We start from the raw sequence: 15,124 nt of genomic DNA, 5'->3' as shown, positions 1-15,124 counted from the left end.
GAGCACAACTAGTTGCTGACGGAACTCAGACGCATCGTGGAAAGCATGGCCGAGGCCAACACCCTCGAACAGGCCTTGCAAGCATTGGTGAGCCAGACCCGGCTCGCCATGACGGTGGACTGCTGCTCCGTCTACGTGGCCGAGCCCGACATGCGCCGCTATCGACTGGCTGCGACCGATGGTCTGGCCGAATCGGCCGTGGGCAAGGCCACCCTGCCGTTCGAGCAGGGTATCGTCGGTCTGGTGGGTCAGCGTGAAGAGCTGATCAACCTGGCCGATGCCCCCTCCCATCCCAGTTTCAAGTTCCTGCCCGATGTGGCGGAAGAGGCGTTTCGCTCCTTCCTCGGCGCTCCCATCATGCATCAGCGTCAGGTAGTGGGGATTCTGGTCGTGCAGCAGAAGGAGAGCCGCCTCTTCGATGAGGGGGAAGAGTCCTTCATGGTCACCTTGGCAGCTCAGCTGGCTGCCCGCATCGCCCAGGCCCAGGCCAAGGGGTGGCTGCAGAAGACCGACTGGAGCAAGCCGCTGCGCGGTATTGCCGGGGCGAGTGGCATCGCCATCGCCAAGGCCTGGGTGTGGCGTCCGCGCAAGGCGCTCAATACCATCACGCCGCGCAAGGACGAGGATCATGCCAAGCAGCTTGCCCGTCTCGAGCTGGCGGTGGAGGAAGTGCGCCATGATCTGGAGAGCCTGGCACTGCGCTTTCGCGAGAGCTACAGCCAGGACTCGGTCGCCATCTTCGACATCTATCTGCACTTGTTGAACGATCCCGGCTACATCAAGCCCATCCGCAACAAGGTCAGCAAGGAACACTGGACGGCGATCTCGGCGGTCAAACTCATCAGCGATCGGCTGATAGAGCAGTTCAAGGGGATGAAGGATCCCTATCTGCGGGAACGCTCCACCGATGTGAAAGACATCGCCCAGCGGCTCATCAGCCGGCTGGTGCAGGACGAACCCGAGCAGCTCACCATCGGCGAACCCGTGGTGCTGGTCGCCGATGAAGTAACGGCCACCATCCTTGCGGAGATCCCGAGGGAATTTCTGAGCGGTGTGGTGTCGCTCAAGGGCGGGACAAACTCCCATGCCGCCATCCTGGCCCGTGCCATGGGGGTGGCGGCTATCATGGGGGTGGATCTGCCCCTCGGTGACATCGGCGGGCGTACTCTGGTCATTGATGGCTACAGCGGCGATCTCTTCATCGAACCCAACCAAGTGATCCTGACCGAGTACCGTCAACTGCTGAGTGAGGAGCGGGCACTCGACACCCTGGTGCGCAGCGTCGACAACCAGCCCTCCGAGACCGCGGACGGCACCAAGGTCTCCCTGCTGCTCAACGCAGGGCTGAGTGCGGATACCGAGATTTCCCTCAATCATCTTGCGGATGGGGTGGGGCTCTATCGCACCGAGATCCCCTTCATGCTGCAGGACAGCTTCCCTTCGGAGTGGGAGCAGACTGCCCGCTATCGCGGGATCCTAGAAACCTATCGGGATCGCCCGGTTTGCATGCGAACTCTGGACGTGGGGGGGGACAAGCAACTGCCCTATTTCCCCATCGTGGAGGAAAATCCCTTCCTTGGTTGGCGGGGGATCCGGCTCACCCTGGATCACCCCGAACTCTTCCTGGTGCAGCTCAAGGCCATGTTGCGGGCCAGCGAAGGGCTGGACAATCTGGCCATCATGCTGCCGATGATCAGCAGCGTCAGTGAAATCAAGGCCTCCCGTCGTCTGCTGGATCAGGCGTGGCGCGAGGTGTCGGAAGAAGCGGCCAGCCGCGATGCGGTGATCCGCTACCCCAGTCTCGGGGTGATGATCGAAGTCCCCTCCGCGCTGTACATCCTGCCGGAGATGGCGCCGCTCATCGACTTCTGGTCGGTGGGCAGCAACGACCTGACCCAGTACCTGCTGGCGGTGGATCGCAACAATGCCCGTGTCGCCAGCATCTACGATGCCTTCCATCCCGCGGTGATCCGCGCTTTGCAACTGCTGGTCGATGCCTCCCAGCGCTATCACAAGCCGGTCTCTGTTTGTGGCGAGCTGGCTGGCGATCCGGTCGGGGTGCTGCTGCTGCTGGCCATGGGCTATCGCCGTTTCAGCATGAATACCCACAACATCTCCCGCATCAAATACGTGCTGCGGCAATCCGACCTTGGCGAGTTGAAGGCGCTGATGGCGGATGGTCTCAAGCATGACAATCCTCACGTGCTGCGGGGCCTGTTTGCCCGATATCTGGAAGAGCACGGTCTGGGCGGATTGCTGCGGGCTGGGCACAAGGTCAGGCTGCCCGATTGATATTCCACCTTGTTACTGCGTAAGAATGATCGGAGAATGCGGCTTTTCTTATGATTGGGGCCGCCTATGCAGCACGACGGATATTGGGTTTTCTCGCAGATTGATCCCGTAGCATTCAGTTTGGGACCATTATCGGTACGCTGGTATGGTCTCATGTACCTGTTCGGTTTTGCCTTCGCCATGTGGCTGGCAGGTCGCCGCGCCGATGCACCCAATAGCGGCTGGACCCGCAACGAGGTATCCGACCTGCTGTTTTATGGCTTCCTTGGGGTGATCCTGGGTGGCCGTATCGGCTATGTGCTGTTCTACAACTTCGATCTCTTCCTCGCCGACCCGACCTATCTGTTCAAGATATGGACCGGTGGCATGTCGTTCCACGGTGGCCTCATCGGGGTGATCACCGCCATGATCTGGTTTGCCCACAAAACCCAGCGCCACTTCTTCACCGTGGCGGATTTCGTGGCGCCGCTGATTCCGTTTGGCCTCGGTGTTGGCCGCATCGGCAACTTCATGAACGGCGAGCTGTGGGGTCGGGTGACCGATGTCCCCTGGGCAATCATCTTCCCCGAGGCTGGCCCCGAGCCGCGTCACCCGTCCCAGCTTTACCAGTTCGCGCTGGAAGGTGTGGTGCTCTTCATCATCCTGAACCTGTTCTGGCGCAAGCACCCACCCCGTGGCGCCATTTCCGGGATGTTCCTGCTCTTCTATGGCCTGTTCCGCTTCCTGGTGGAGTTTGTTCGTCAACCAGACAGCCAGCTGGGTCTCTACTTCAACGAGATCAGCATGGGCCAGATCCTCTCTACCCCGATGATAGTGGCGGGTGCACTCATGGTCTGGGCCGCCTACAAGCAGCCCCGCCTGTTCGGCAATGCACCCAAGGAGGCGAAGTAATGCGTGCCTATCTCGACCTGATGCAGAAAATTCTGGATGAAGGGACCGTCAAATCCGATCGCACCGGCACCGGGACCGTCTCCCTGTTCGGTCATCAGATGCGCTTCAATCTGGCGGAAGGATTCCCGCTGGTGACCACCAAGAAGTGCCACCTGCGCTCCATCATTCACGAGCTGCTCTGGTTCCTCAACGGCGATACCAACACCGCCTATCTGAAAGAGCACGGTGTTAGCATCTGGGATGAGTGGGCCGACGAGCACGGTGATCTGGGGCCTGTCTATGGTGCCCAGTGGCGCTCCTGGCCGGCGGCCGATGGGTCTGTCATCGACCAGATCCAGAAGGCGGTGGACGACATCAAGCACAACCCGGATTCCCGCCGCATCATCGTCTCCGCCTGGAACGTGGGCGAGCTGGACAAGATGGCGCTGGCACCCTGCCACGCCTTCTTCCAGTTCTATGTGGCGGATGGCAAGCTCTCCTGCCAGCTCTACCAGCGCAGTTGTGATGTTTTCCTTGGCCTGCCGTTCAACATTGCCAGCTATGCGCTGCTGACCCACATGATGGCGCAGCAGTGCGATCTGGAAGTGGGGGACTTTGTCTGGACCGGTGGTGATGTGCACCTCTATTCCAACCACATGGAGCAGACCGCACTGCAACTCACCCGTGAACCGCGCCCCCTGCCGCAACTGGTGATCAAGCGCAAACCTGACTCCATCTTCGATTACAGATTCGAGGATTTCGAGATCCAGGGCTATGATCCCCATCCTGGGATCAAGGCGCCTGTCGCTATTTGAGTAAGTAATGAGCCTAGGGCGAGTATCGTCTCCCAGGTGACGATGAATTGACACTCAGCTGTTAGAGGCGCCTGCGGGCGCCTTTTGCATTTATGTGAATTTATATGCGATGTTCCGGGTGGAGAGAAGGCTCTTGAAAGAGGGTAGTAACCGGCTTATAGCAGGCATTATCTGTTTTGCTTTCGGTTTTTTCGTTGTTATCGGCCGTTAGAAACGATTTTTCATTGAGCTACTCGGGCCCTAGACTGAAAAAATGGAATCTTATGGGTAGTTAGATATGAGCGATGTATTCAAGCGTTTTCTCAAACTGGAGTCTGCTTCCGGGATCATTCTGATCCTGGCCGCCCTGCTTGCCATCGGCCTGGCCAATTCGGCGCTGGCGCAACACTATCAGAGCTTCCTCAATACCGAGGTGCAGGTTCGCATCGCGGCGCTCGACATCAACAAGCCGCTGCTGCTCTGGATCAACGATGGCTTCATGGCGATCTTCTTCCTTCTGGTGGGTCTCGAGGTGAAGCGAGAGATGCTGGAGGGGGCGCTTTCCTCCCGGGTGCAGGCAACCTTCCCGGCCATTGCCGCCGTGGGTGGGATGTTGGCACCGGCCCTCATCTATAGCTTCTTCAACTACGGAGACGAGGCTACCCGTGCTGGCTGGGCGATTCCGGCCGCAACCGACATCGCCTTCGCTCTCGGGGTCATGGCGCTGCTGGGCAAGCGGGTACCGACCAGCCTCAAGGTCTTCTTGCTGGCGCTGGCCATCATGGACGATCTGGGGGTCATCATCATCATTGCCCTCTTCTACACCCAGCAACTGTCGCTGACTGCGCTGGCGATAGGTGTGGTGGCCACCCTGACCTTGCTCTGGATGAATCGCCGTGGTGAGGACAGGATTGGACTCTATATGCTAGTCGGCCTGGTGCTCTGGGTTGCCGTGCTCAAGTCCGGTGTCCATGCGACCCTGGCGGGGGTCATCGTGGGCTTCATGATCCCCCTCAACGGCAAGCGTTACGCATCGCCACTCAAGCATCTGGAGCATGTGCTGCACCCCTGGAGCGCCTTCCTGATCCTGCCGCTGTTCGCTTTCGCCAACGCCGGGGTATCGCTGGAGGGGGTCTACTTCTCGGCTCTGCTCAATCCGCTCCCCATGGGGATCATCCTGGGGCTCTTCGTCGGCAAGCCGCTCGGGATTTTCACCATCAGCTGGCTGGCAGTGAAATCAGGCATTGCCCAATTGCCGCAAGGAGTGAACTTCAGACAGATCTTTGCCGTCAGCATCCTGTGTGGCATCGGCTTCACCATGTCGATGTTTATCGCATCGCTGGCATTCGAGCATGGCGGACTGGACTACGGCAGCTACTCGCGCCTCGGGATCTTGGCAGGTTCCACACTCGCGGCCGTGATCGGTTACATCGCTCTGCGGATATCGCTGCCCAATCGGGAGGCGAATCAAAGTACGGAGGGGTTATGAGAAAACTAGGATGGTTAGTCATGCTGGCGAGCCCTGCACTCTGGGCAGATAGTCTGGCCGATTGTCAGCGGGATGCCACCTCGGCAAGTTGTTCTGCCTATCTCAACGGGGTGGTCGACAGCGCACTCATGCTGGGAGACTCTCAGGTAAAAGCCCGGTTCGGAGAGACCTTCGCCGAACGGGCACTGAGCAGTCGTGCCGGCGAGCGAGTCAAGCTGTCCAACAAGCGCTATTGCACCGAGCGAATGCCGGATGCCGGTCGTCTCAAGGCCCATCTGCAGGCACAGTTCGACGCGAACAAGGTTGACTCGATCAGCGACATGTATGACATTCTGGCGGTTGAACTCAGCTGCTACCGGAGCCCGCCTGGCGCGGGAACCCCATCGGATGTCACACCTTAACTACAACCATCTCTACTATTTTTGGATGACTCAGAAGAAGGGCTCCGTCACGCAGGCGGCGGAAGCCCTCTTTTTGACCCCACAGACCGTGACCGGTCAGATCAAGCTGCTTGAGCAGCGTCTTGGCGGCAAGTTGCTGATCAGAAAGGGGCGCTCCCTTGAGGCCACCGAGCTTGGCCAACTGGTATTTCGCTATGCAGACAAGATGTTCAGCCTCTCCTACGAGATGCTGGATATCGTCAACTACCGCAAGGAGAGCCAGATCCTGTTCGACGTCGGCATCGCCGATGCACTCTCCAAGCGTCTTGCCAGCCGGGTGCTGCTCTCCGTGATCCCCAATGATGGTTCCATTCACCTGCGCTGCTTCGAGTCGACCCATGAACTTCTCCTGGAGCAGTTGAGCGAGCACAAGCTCGACATGATCCTCTCTGATTGCCCGGTGGACTCCAGCCAGCATGCCGGGTTGCTGTCCAAGCGTCTGGGGGGATGCGGCGTCAGTTTCTTCTGCAAGGCGCCTCTGCCCTCCCAGCCTTTCCCTGCCTGCCTGGAAGAGCGCAAGCTGCTCATCCCGGGCCGTCGCACCGCCATGGGTCGTCAACTGACCCAGTGGTTCGAGCAGCAGGGAATTTCCCCCAGCATTCTGGGAGAATTCGACGATGCGGCGCTGATGAAGGCGTTCGGCTTCTTCAACCAGGGCATCTTCATGGCACCGACCATTTATCGGGAGGAGATCCTGGAGGGGGAGGAGGTGATGCTGCTGGGTGAAACCCAGGATCTGATGGAGGAGTATTACGTCATCTTTGCCGAGCGGATGATCCAGCATCCTGCGGTCAAGCGGGTATGCGAGAGTGATTTCTCCTTCCTCTTTGCGGGGCAGGAGGATTTCACGGCCATTCAGCCGGCAAGCCTCTCGTTTTAAATCGAGGGTGACGGCGCTATGATGCCAGTCTTGGAAGAGGAGGGTGAGATGCGATTGGAAGAGATGGAAGCGAATGCCGGGCGTGCCGTCACCCTGCTCAAGGCATTGGCCAATGAGCGACGGCTGTTTATCTTGTGCCAGTTACTGGATAGGGAGCTGTCGGTCGGCGAGCTGAACGAGGTCTTGGGATTGAGCCAGTCAGCCATGTCGCAGCATCTGGCGGTGTTGCGCCGGGATGAGCTGGTGGCGACGAGGAAGGAAGCCCAGACGGTCTATTACTCCCTGCGCAGCCATGAGGTGCGCGAGATGATCGGATTGTTGCACAGACTGTACTGTAGCGACCCCAAATAAAAAACCGGCACTAGGCCGGTTTTTTCAGCTTTCATCAGCGGATGCTGATTAAGCCATGGCTTTGATCTGGGCAGACAGGCGGCTCTTGTGACGAGCAGCTTTGTTCTTGTGGATCAGGCCTTTGGTCGCCATACGATCCATGATCGGCTGAGCAACAGCGAAAGCGGCAGTGGCAGCAGCCTTGTCACCAGAGGCGATGGCAGCGATCACTTTCTTCAGGTAGGTACGGGTCATGGAACGACGGCTGGCGTTGTGCTGACGACGTTTCTCTGACTGAAGAGCACGCTTCTTAGCAGATTTGATGTTAGCCAAGGTAAAACTCCTAAAACTGTCTTAGCGAGTGTATTGAAAAGGCCCGGAAATATGCCTTCCCAACCACATATTGTCAAATGATTTGTGCAAATAAACACCGCCCCCCGGTGGTGTGTCAGATGGGAGACGGTTAAACTGTCGGCCGATTCTAACAGCATTCTTTTCTTTCCGACAGTTCCAGAGGCCTCGTCTTGAGTAAGAAATTGATCAAATCCGGCATGATAGTGTCCGGAATGACGCTGGCATCCCGTGTGATGGGCTTGGTGCGCGATGTGGTCATCGCCAATTTGCTCGGTGCCGGGGTGGCCGCAGACGTCTTCTTCTTCGCCAATCGCATTCCCAACTTCTTGCGCCGGCTCTTTGCCGAAGGGGCATTCAACCAGGCCTTCGTGCCCGTGATGACGGAGTACAAGAAAAATGGTGACGAGCAGGCGGTTCGGGAGCTGCTGGCAGCGGTGGCGGGCACCCTGGGTGGCATCGTCACCGTGGTCACCCTGCTCGGGGTGCTGGGTTCCGGTGTCCTGACGGCTCTCTTTGGCTGGGGCTGGTTCTGGGACTGGCTGCATGGCGGACCGGCGGCGGAGAAGTTCGAGCTGGCCAGTCTGATGCTCAAGATCACCTTCCCCTACCTCTGGTTCATCACCTTCACCGCCATGGCGGGGGCTATTCTCAATACCTTTGGCCGTTTTGCCGTGTCCTCCTTCACGCCGGTATTCCTCAACATCACCATGATTGCGGCGGCCTGGTGGATCGCGCCCTTGATGGAGCGCCCCGAGATCTCCCTGGCGATCGGTGTCTTTCTCGGCGGTCTGGTCCAGTTTTTGTTCCAGTATCCTTTTCTGCGCCAGCTCAACATGCTGGTCTGGCCCAAGTGGGGTTGGCACCATCCCGGGGTCGTGAAGATCCGTACCCTGATGATCCCGGCCCTGTTCGGCGTGTCGGTCAGCCAGATCAACCTGCTGATCAACACCATGCTGGCCTCGTTTCTGGCCACCGGCGCCATCAGCTATCTCTACTACTCTGACAGGTTGCTGGAGTTCCCCCTCGGCCTCTTTGCGGTGGCCATCAGCACGGTGATCCTGCCTGCCCTGGCCAGGAAACACGTGGATGCGGATCCGGCGGATTTCTCTCGCACCATGGATTGGGGAGTACGCATGGTGATGCTGCTCGGCTTGCCAGCCATGGTCGGTATCGCCGTGCTGCGCGAGCCCATACTGCGGGTGCTTTTCATGCGCGGTGAGTTTGGTCTGCACGAGGTGAGCATGTCGAGTGCCAGCCTGCTGGCCTCCACCACGGGGCTGCTCTCCTTGATGCTCATCAAGGTGCTGGCCCCCGGTTATTACGCCCGCCAGGATACCAGGACGCCGGTGCGTATCGGCATCATGGCCATGGTTGCCAACATGGTGTGCAACCTCATCTTCATCTATCCGCTCGGCTACGTAGGGCTGGCTCTCGCCACCGCCTGCTCCGGCACCCTGAACGCCGTACTGCTGTTCAAGGGGCTCTATCAGCAGGATGTTTATCGCCCTTCCCGCAACACCGGGCTGTTCTGCCTCAAGCTCTTGGCGGCAACGGTCTTGATGGGGGGGCTTCTGGCCTATCTGTCACCGGATCTCGCCCAATGGGGGGCCTGGAGCATGGGCAAGGCCAGCCTGGAGTTGACCCTGCTGCTCTGCCTGGGCGGAGCGCTGTATGGCATTGTCCTCTTGGCATTGGGGATCCGGCCACGGCACCTGAGAGCCGGTCAGCAATAAGGAGCCAGCTGCAAGGGAGGGGACAGTACAGGGTCGATGGGGGCGGTCTCAGGGGCTGTCGGGTTGGCCCGCCAACGAGGTGCGATGCTCCTGGCCAAGTCCGAGAAGCGAGCGGGATGGCTAAATCGGGTCAACGGCAGGGCTGACCCTGCCTGCTGCCTGATATATAATCCGCCGATTTCCATGGCAGCAACGCACAAGGCACTGATGGAGCTTATTCGCGGCATTCACAATATCAAGCCCCGTCACCGGGGCTGTGTATTGACCATAGGCAACTTCGATGGGGTTCATCAGGGGCACCACGCGGTGTTGGCCCGTTTGCAGGATAAGGCCGCCCAACTTGGCCTGCCAGCCTGCGTCATGTTGTTCGAACCCCAGCCGCTGGAGCTGTTTGCGGGCAGTGCCGCGCCCGCCCGCCTCAGCCGCTGGCGGGAGAAGTACGAAGCCCTCAAGGGAATGCAGATCGATCGCATGCTCTGCGTGCGTTTCACCCATCGTTTTGCCGAGCAGGCAGCCAGCACCTTCATCGAGCAACTGCTGGTGGAGAAACTCGGCGTGCACTATCTGGTGGTCGGCGACGATTTTCGCTTCGGCAAGGGGCGGGAAGGGGACTTCCACCTGCTGGAGGAGGCCGGTCGGCGCTTCGGGTTCGAGGTGATCAGCACCCAGAGTTTCCAGCTTTCCCGCCAGCGGGTCAGCAGCACCCTGGTGCGTGAGGCCCTCAAAGCGGGCCGCATGGCGGAGGTGGAGCTGATGCTCGGTCGCCCCTATGCCATCAGCGGCCGGGTGGCCCACGGCGATAAGCTGGGGCGCACCATAGGTTTTCCCACCGCGAATCTGGCCCTCAAACGCCAGGTTGTCCCGGTCGGTGGCGTGTTTGCGGTGGAAGTGATATGTTCCGGCAAGACTTTCCCCGGCGTCGCCAATGTGGGTGTACGTCCGACCTTGAGCGGTACACAAGCCAGATTGGAAGTACATCTATTTGATTTTTCTGGTGATCTATATGGTCAGCAGGTCAAGGTGCTGCTTCGCCACAAGCTGCGCGAAGAGCAGAAATTTGACTCTTTCACCGCCTTGAAAGAGCAGATCGAACGAGATGCCCTGGCGGCCCGAGCCTGGTTCGGGCTGCCACAATTTCATTTACCCAGCACTCTTTTAGAAAAGAAGGGAACCCAGGACTGATGAGCGACTATAAACACACCCTGAATCTGCCGGAAACCGAGTTTCCGATGCGTGGCGATCTGGCCAAACGCGAACCCAACATGTTGAAACGTTGGTACGATCAGGATCTTTACGGCGCCATTCGCCGCGCCAAAGCGGGCAAGCCTTCTTTCATTCTGCACGATGGCCCCCCCTATGCGAACGGCAGCATTCACATCGGTCACTCGGTCAACAAGATCCTCAAAGACATCATCATCAAGTCCAAGGGCCTCTCCGGCTTCGATTCCCCCTATGTGCCGGGCTGGGATTGCCACGGTCTGCCCATCGAGCTGAAAGTGGAAGGCATGGTCGGCAAGCCGGGCGAGAAGGTTTCCGCCGCCGAGTTCCGAGCCGAGTGCCGCAAATACGCCAAAACCCAGATCGAAGCGCAGAAGACCGACTTCATCCGTCTGGGCGTGCTGGGTGACTGGGAACACCCCTACCTGACCATGGATTTTGGCACCGAAGCCAACATCATCCGCTCCATGGCCAAGATCGTTGAAAACGGCCACCTGCACAAAGGCTCCAAGCCGGTGCACTGGTGTACCGATTGCGGCTCCGCGCTGGCTGAAGCGGAAGTGGAGTACTACGACAAGAACTCCCCCTCCATCGACGTGCGCTTCAAGGCCGTCGACGAGGCTGCCGTTGCCGCCAAGTTTGATTGCGCCGAAGGCCACACCGGCAAGGGCGCGCTCTCTGCCGTGATCTGGACGACCACCCCGTGGACCCTGCCGGCCAACCGCGCCATCGCCATGCATGCCGATCTGGACTACGCACTGGTGCAGGTAGAGGGCGACAATCCCGAGCGCCTGATCCTGGCTGCCGAGCTGGTCAAGGACGTGATGGATCGCGCCGGCATCGAGCATTTCCACAACCTGGGCTATGCCAAGGGTGCTGCACTCGAGCTGCTGCGCTTCAACCACCCCTTCTACAGCTTCGACGTACCTGTGGTGCTGGGTGACCACGTCACTCTGGACGCCGGTACTGGCGCGGTACACACCGCCCCTGGTCACGGTCAGGAAGACTTCGTGGTCGGTCAGAAGTACGGTCTGGAAGTGGCCAACCCGGTTGGCAGCAACGGCGTCTATCTGCCGGATACCGAACTGTTTGCTGGCCAGCACGTGTTCAAGGCCAATGCGGCCGTGGTCGAGGTGCTGACCGAGCGCGGCGCCCTGCTGCATCACAAGGTATTCAACCACTCCTACCCGCATTGCTGGCGTCACAAGACCCCGATCATCTTCCGTGCCACCCCCCAGTGGTTCATCAGCATGGAGCAGAAGGGTCTGCGCAAGCGTGCTCTGGAAGAGATCGAGCGTATCGAGACTCAGGGCATTGCCCAGCATGGCCAGAGCGGCTGGGTCCCGGCCTGGGGCAAGAATCGCATCCAGGCGATGGTCGAGAACCGTCCCGACTGGTGTATCTCCCGTCAGCGTACCTGGGGCGTGCCCATCTCCCTGTTCGTTCACAAGGATACCCAGGCGCTGCACCCGGATTCCGTGCGCCTGATGGAAGAGGTGGCCAAGCGGGTCGAGCAGTCCGGCATCCAGGCCTGGTGGGATCTGGACAAGGCCGAGCTGCTGGGCGCCGATGCCGACAACTACGAGAAAGTGCCTGACACTCTCGACGTCTGGTTTGACTCCGGTTCTACCCATGCCTCCGTGGTCGATGCCCGTCCCGAGTTCAACGGCAAGCCGGCCGACATGTATCTGGAAGGCTCTGACCAGCACCGTGGCTGGTTCATGTCCTCCCTGATGATCGGCGTGGCGATGAAAGACAAGGCTCCCTACAACCAGGTGCTGACTCACGGCTTCACCGTTGATGGTCAGGGTCGCAAGATGTCCAAGTCCATCGGCAACGTGGTGAGCCCGCAAGACGTAATGAACAAGCTGGGTGCCGACATCCTGCGTCTGTGGGTAGCGAGCACTGACTACACCGGCGAGATGACCGTCTCCGACGAGATCCTCAAGCGCTCTGCCGACGCCTATCGCCGCATCCGCAACACCGCCCGCTTCCTGCTGGCCAACCTGAACGGCTTCAATCCGGCGACCGACATGGTGGCGCCTGCCGACATGGTGGTGGTGGATCGCTGGGCCGTGGGCCGTGCCAAGGCGGTACAGGCCGAGATCATGGCGGCGTTCGACGAGTACAACTTCCACGGTGTGACCCAGAAGCTGATGCAGTTCTGCTCCATCGAGATGGGTTCCTTCTATCTGGACGTCATCAAGGACCGTCAGTACACCGCCAAGGCTGACAGCCTGGCCCGTCGCTCCTGCCAGACCGCCCTCTATCACATCGCAGAGGCCATGGTGCGCTGGATGGCGCCCATCATGAGCTTCACCGCCGACGAGATCTGGGCCCTGCTGCCGGGTGAGCGCGGTGAGTTCGTGTTCACCGAGGAGTGGTACGACGGCCTGTTCGGGCTTGAAGCGGGCGAAGTGCTGAACGACGAGTTCTGGGCCGAGATCCTCACCGTGCGCGGTGAAGTGAACAAGGCGCTGGAAGTGGCCCGTGGCGAGAAGCGCATCGGCGGTTCTCTGCAGGCCGAGCTGACCCTGTTCGCCAAGCCTGAGCTGGCCGCGCGTCTGAACGCATTGGCCGATGAGCTGCGCTTCGTTTTGCTCACCTCCAAGGCCAAGGTCGTCAGCGTCGATGTCGCACCGGCAGAGGCCGTGGCGACCGAGCGCGATGACCTGTGGCTCTGCGTGGCCCAGTCAGCTGCAGCCAAGTGCGACCGCTGCTGGCACCATGTAGAGGACGTGGGTACCATCGCGGGCCATGAAGAGATCTGTGGCCGCTGCGTCACCAACGTCGAGGGTGACGGCGAAACGCGTCAATTTGCCTGATGAACATGACTCAACATAAAAGCGGCCTGCGTTGGCTGTGGCTGGCAGTGCTGGCCTTTGTTCTGGACCAGGCGAGCAAGCTCGCCGTGGTCAAACTGCTGCCATTTGGCTACCCGGGGGTGGAGATCACCCCCTTCTTCAACCTGGTCCATGTCTACAACAAGGGCGCTGCTTTCAGCTTCCTGGCGGATCAGGGAGGCTGGCAGCGCTGGTTCTTCGCCGTGCTGGCGTTCGCCATCTGTGGCCTGCTGATCCACTGGCTGCGCAAGCAGTCGGTCACCCAGCGCTGGAGCGGTATCGCCTACAGCCTGATCATCGGCGGGGCGCTCGGCAACGTGTTTGACCGGCTGGTGCTGGGCCATGTGGTCGACTTCCTCGACTTCTATTGGCAGCGCGCTCATTGGCCGGCGTTCAACCTGGCTGACAGCTTCATCTTCATCGGTGCCGCCATGATCGTGCTGGACGGCTTCCGTGGCGAGAAAAAACAGGACGCGACCTCATGAGCCAGCTGATTGTTGCGGACAGCAGCGTGCTGTTCCATTTCTCTATCAAACTGGAAGATGGCTCGGTGGCCGACAGCACGGCGCTGCACGGCAAGCCTGCCCGTCTGCGGATGGGAGACGGCAGCTTGACGCCGAGCTTCGAGCAATGCCTGCTGGGGCTGCGCGAAGGGGAGAGCAAGAGCTTTACCCTGGCGCCGGAAGAGGCGTTCGGCCTTTCCAATCCTGACAACATCTACCATCTCGATCGCGCCAAATTCGGTAACGAAGTTGAGCCCAAGGTGGGTACCATCATTCTGTTTGACCAGCCCAACGGCAGCGAACTGCCCGGGATCATCCGGGCGGTGGAAGGGATGTCGGTTACGGTCGATTTCAACCACCCCCTGGCCGGTCACACCGTCACCTTCGAGGTGGAGATCCTGGGAGTTGATGACGAGGAGAAGGTTCACTGATGGATATTCTGCTGGCTAACCCCCGTGGCTTCTGTGCCGGTGTCGACCGGGCCATCAGCATCGTCGAGAGCGCGCTGGAGAAGTTCGGTGCCCCCATCTATGTCCGTCACGAGGTGGTGCACAACCGCTACGTGGTGAACAAGCTCAAGGAGGCGGGTGCCGTTTTCGTCGAAGAGCTGGACGAGGTGCCGGATGACAGCATCGTCATCTTCTCCGCTCACGGTGTCGCCAAGGTCGTGCGCGAGATGGCCAAATCCCGCGCCCTCAAGGTGTTCGATGCCACCTGTCCGCTGGTGACCAAGGTGCACATGGAGGTCCATCGCGCCAGTCGCAAAGGCTCCGAAGCCGTGCTCATCGGCCATGCCGGCCACCCCGAGGTGATCGGCACCATGGGACAGTACGAGAACAGTGAGGGGGGCATGTATCTGGTGGAGACACCGGAAGACGTGGCCAGGCTCAAGGTGAAGAACCCGGATGACCTCTGCTTCGTTACCCAGACGACACTCAGCGTGGACGAGACCTCGGATGTCATCGATGCCTTGCGTGCGCACTTCCCCAAGATCCAGGGGCCGCGCAAGGATGACATCTGCTATGCCACCCAGAACCGCCAGGATGCCGTGCGGGAGATGGCCGGGCTGGTGGACGCCATGCTGGTGGTGGGGTCGCGCAACTCTTCCAACTCCAACCGTCTGCGGGAGCTGGCCGAGAAGGTGGGTGCCAAGGCCTACCTCATCGACGATGCCTCCATGATTGAGCCGCAATGGCTGGACGGGGTTGCCCGTATCGGTGTCACGGCGGGTGCGTCAGCCCCCGATGTGCTTGTTCAGAATGTCATTGCCCGTCTGCGCGAGCTGGGAGGCAAGATAGTGACCGAGCATCCTGGCCGGGAAGAGAATGTGGTGTTTGAAGTGCCGCCCGAGCTTAGAATTATTTGAATGTGGCCAGGA

General features: G+C 59.9%; 14 protein-coding genes. 13 read left to right on the top strand and 1 reads right to left on the bottom strand.

The features are described from left to right. Window positions 1-12 precede the first annotated feature (12 nt). The 7 genes from ptsP (at window position 13) to AB5Y89_RS08820 (ending at window position 7,116) form a co-directional block, all read left to right on the top strand. On the top strand, window positions 13-2,292 hold the full coding sequence (gene ptsP, locus AB5Y89_RS08850; protein ID WP_010673090.1) for a phosphoenolpyruvate--protein phosphotransferase: 2,280 nt from the start codon (window positions 13-15) through the stop codon (window positions 2,290-2,292). 66 nt (window positions 2,293-2,358) lie between these two features. Further along, complete coding sequence (gene lgt / locus AB5Y89_RS08845; RefSeq protein ID WP_039039982.1) at window positions 2,359-3,183, top strand: prolipoprotein diacylglyceryl transferase; 825 nt, start codon at window positions 2,359-2,361, stop codon at window positions 3,181-3,183. Next, window positions 3,183-3,977, top strand: coding sequence for a thymidylate synthase (gene thyA / locus AB5Y89_RS08840; protein WP_039039983.1), 795 nt, complete (start codon window positions 3,183-3,185; stop codon window positions 3,975-3,977). Before lgt ends, thyA begins: the two co-directional genes overlap by 1 nt. Before the next feature lie 277 nt (window positions 3,978-4,254). After that, on the top strand, window positions 4,255-5,445 hold the full coding sequence (nhaA, locus tag AB5Y89_RS08835) for a Na+/H+ antiporter NhaA (RefSeq protein WP_049636461.1): 1,191 nt from the start codon (window positions 4,255-4,257) through the stop codon (window positions 5,443-5,445). A gap of 20 nt (window positions 5,446-5,465) precedes the next feature. Then, window positions 5,466-5,846, top strand: a complete 381-nt coding sequence (locus tag AB5Y89_RS08830; protein WP_175429470.1) for a hypothetical protein — start codon at window positions 5,466-5,468, stop codon at window positions 5,844-5,846. Further along, a complete protein-coding gene (gene nhaR / locus AB5Y89_RS08825; RefSeq protein WP_010673095.1) occupies window positions 5,833-6,765 on the top strand; it encodes a transcriptional activator NhaR in 933 nt (310 codons plus the stop codon). Before AB5Y89_RS08830 ends, nhaR begins: the two co-directional genes overlap by 14 nt. 48 nt (window positions 6,766-6,813) lie before the next feature. Continuing rightward, a complete protein-coding gene (locus AB5Y89_RS08820; protein ID WP_042878863.1) occupies window positions 6,814-7,116 on the top strand; it encodes a metalloregulator ArsR/SmtB family transcription factor in 303 nt (100 codons plus the stop codon). A 48-nt stretch (window positions 7,117-7,164) separates the two neighbouring features. Here the strand turns inward: AB5Y89_RS08820 and rpsT are convergent, their stop codons facing one another. Beyond that, window positions 7,165-7,428: a 30S ribosomal protein S20 gene (gene rpsT / locus AB5Y89_RS08815; protein WP_005308808.1), complete on the bottom strand. Its 264-nt coding sequence runs from the start codon at window positions 7,426-7,428 to the stop codon at window positions 7,165-7,167. 191 nt (window positions 7,429-7,619) lie between these two features. Here rpsT and murJ point away from each other — a divergent pair, with 191 nt between their 5' ends. The 6 genes from murJ (at window position 7,620) to ispH (ending at window position 15,112) form a co-directional block, all read left to right on the top strand. Further along, complete coding sequence (murJ, locus tag AB5Y89_RS08810; RefSeq protein WP_029313784.1) at window positions 7,620-9,182, top strand: murein biosynthesis integral membrane protein MurJ; 1,563 nt, start codon at window positions 7,620-7,622, stop codon at window positions 9,180-9,182. 207 nt (window positions 9,183-9,389) lie between these two features. Then, window positions 9,390-10,364, top strand: coding sequence for a bifunctional riboflavin kinase/FAD synthetase (ribF, locus tag AB5Y89_RS08805; protein WP_048209146.1), 975 nt, complete (start codon window positions 9,390-9,392; stop codon window positions 10,362-10,364). Next, complete coding sequence (gene ileS / locus AB5Y89_RS08800) at window positions 10,364-13,225, top strand: isoleucine--tRNA ligase (RefSeq protein WP_201985220.1); 2,862 nt, start codon at window positions 10,364-10,366, stop codon at window positions 13,223-13,225. The genes ribF and ileS overlap by 1 nt, the downstream gene beginning before the upstream one ends. Beyond that, the gene (lspA, locus tag AB5Y89_RS08795; protein WP_010673100.1) at window positions 13,225-13,728 is read left to right on the top strand and encodes a signal peptidase II; all 504 of its coding nucleotides are present in this window, start codon (window positions 13,225-13,227) and stop codon (window positions 13,726-13,728) included. Before ileS ends, lspA begins: the two co-directional genes overlap by 1 nt. Next, window positions 13,725-14,177 carry an FKBP-type peptidyl-prolyl cis-trans isomerase gene (gene fkpB / locus AB5Y89_RS08790; RefSeq protein ID WP_010673101.1) on the top strand — a complete coding sequence of 151 codons (453 nt, stop codon included), beginning with the start codon at window positions 13,725-13,727 and terminating at the stop codon, window positions 14,175-14,177. Before lspA ends, fkpB begins: the two co-directional genes overlap by 4 nt. Next, a complete protein-coding gene (gene ispH, locus AB5Y89_RS08785; protein ID WP_010673102.1) occupies window positions 14,177-15,112 on the top strand; it encodes a 4-hydroxy-3-methylbut-2-enyl diphosphate reductase in 936 nt (311 codons plus the stop codon). Before fkpB ends, ispH begins: the two co-directional genes overlap by 1 nt. Window positions 15,113-15,124: the final 12 nt, after the last annotated feature.

This window comes from Aeromonas sp. s4 (assembly GCF_040907855.1).
GTDB lineage: Bacteria > Pseudomonadota > Gammaproteobacteria > Enterobacterales > Aeromonadaceae > Aeromonas > Aeromonas caviae.
This window is presented reverse-complemented; position numbering and strand designations above follow the sequence as displayed.

What these genes read in the sequence shown, in the direction of transcription:
- fkpB (WP_010673101.1), top strand. Translation starts at nt 13,725, where the DNA reads ATGAGCCAGCTGATTGTTGCGGACAGCAGCGTGCTGTTCCATTTCTCT.
- lgt (WP_039039982.1), top strand. Translation starts at nt 2,359, where the DNA reads ATGCAGCACGACGGATATTGGGTTTTCTCGCAGATTGATCCCGTAGCA.
- ribF (WP_048209146.1), top strand. Translation starts at nt 9,390, where the DNA reads ATGGAGCTTATTCGCGGCATTCACAATATCAAGCCCCGTCACCGGGGC.
- lspA (WP_010673100.1), top strand. Translation starts at nt 13,225, where the DNA reads ATGAACATGACTCAACATAAAAGCGGCCTGCGTTGGCTGTGGCTGGCA.
- AB5Y89_RS08820 (WP_042878863.1), top strand. Translation starts at nt 6,814, where the DNA reads ATGCGATTGGAAGAGATGGAAGCGAATGCCGGGCGTGCCGTCACCCTG.
- nhaA (WP_049636461.1), top strand. Translation starts at nt 4,255, where the DNA reads ATGAGCGATGTATTCAAGCGTTTTCTCAAACTGGAGTCTGCTTCCGGG.
- ileS (WP_201985220.1), top strand. Translation starts at nt 10,364, where the DNA reads ATGAGCGACTATAAACACACCCTGAATCTGCCGGAAACCGAGTTTCCG.
- ispH (WP_010673102.1), top strand. Translation starts at nt 14,177, where the DNA reads ATGGATATTCTGCTGGCTAACCCCCGTGGCTTCTGTGCCGGTGTCGAC.
- AB5Y89_RS08830 (WP_175429470.1), top strand. Translation starts at nt 5,466, where the DNA reads ATGCTGGCGAGCCCTGCACTCTGGGCAGATAGTCTGGCCGATTGTCAG.
- nhaR (WP_010673095.1), top strand. Translation starts at nt 5,833, where the DNA reads ATGTCACACCTTAACTACAACCATCTCTACTATTTTTGGATGACTCAG.
- thyA (WP_039039983.1), top strand. Translation starts at nt 3,183, where the DNA reads ATGCGTGCCTATCTCGACCTGATGCAGAAAATTCTGGATGAAGGGACC.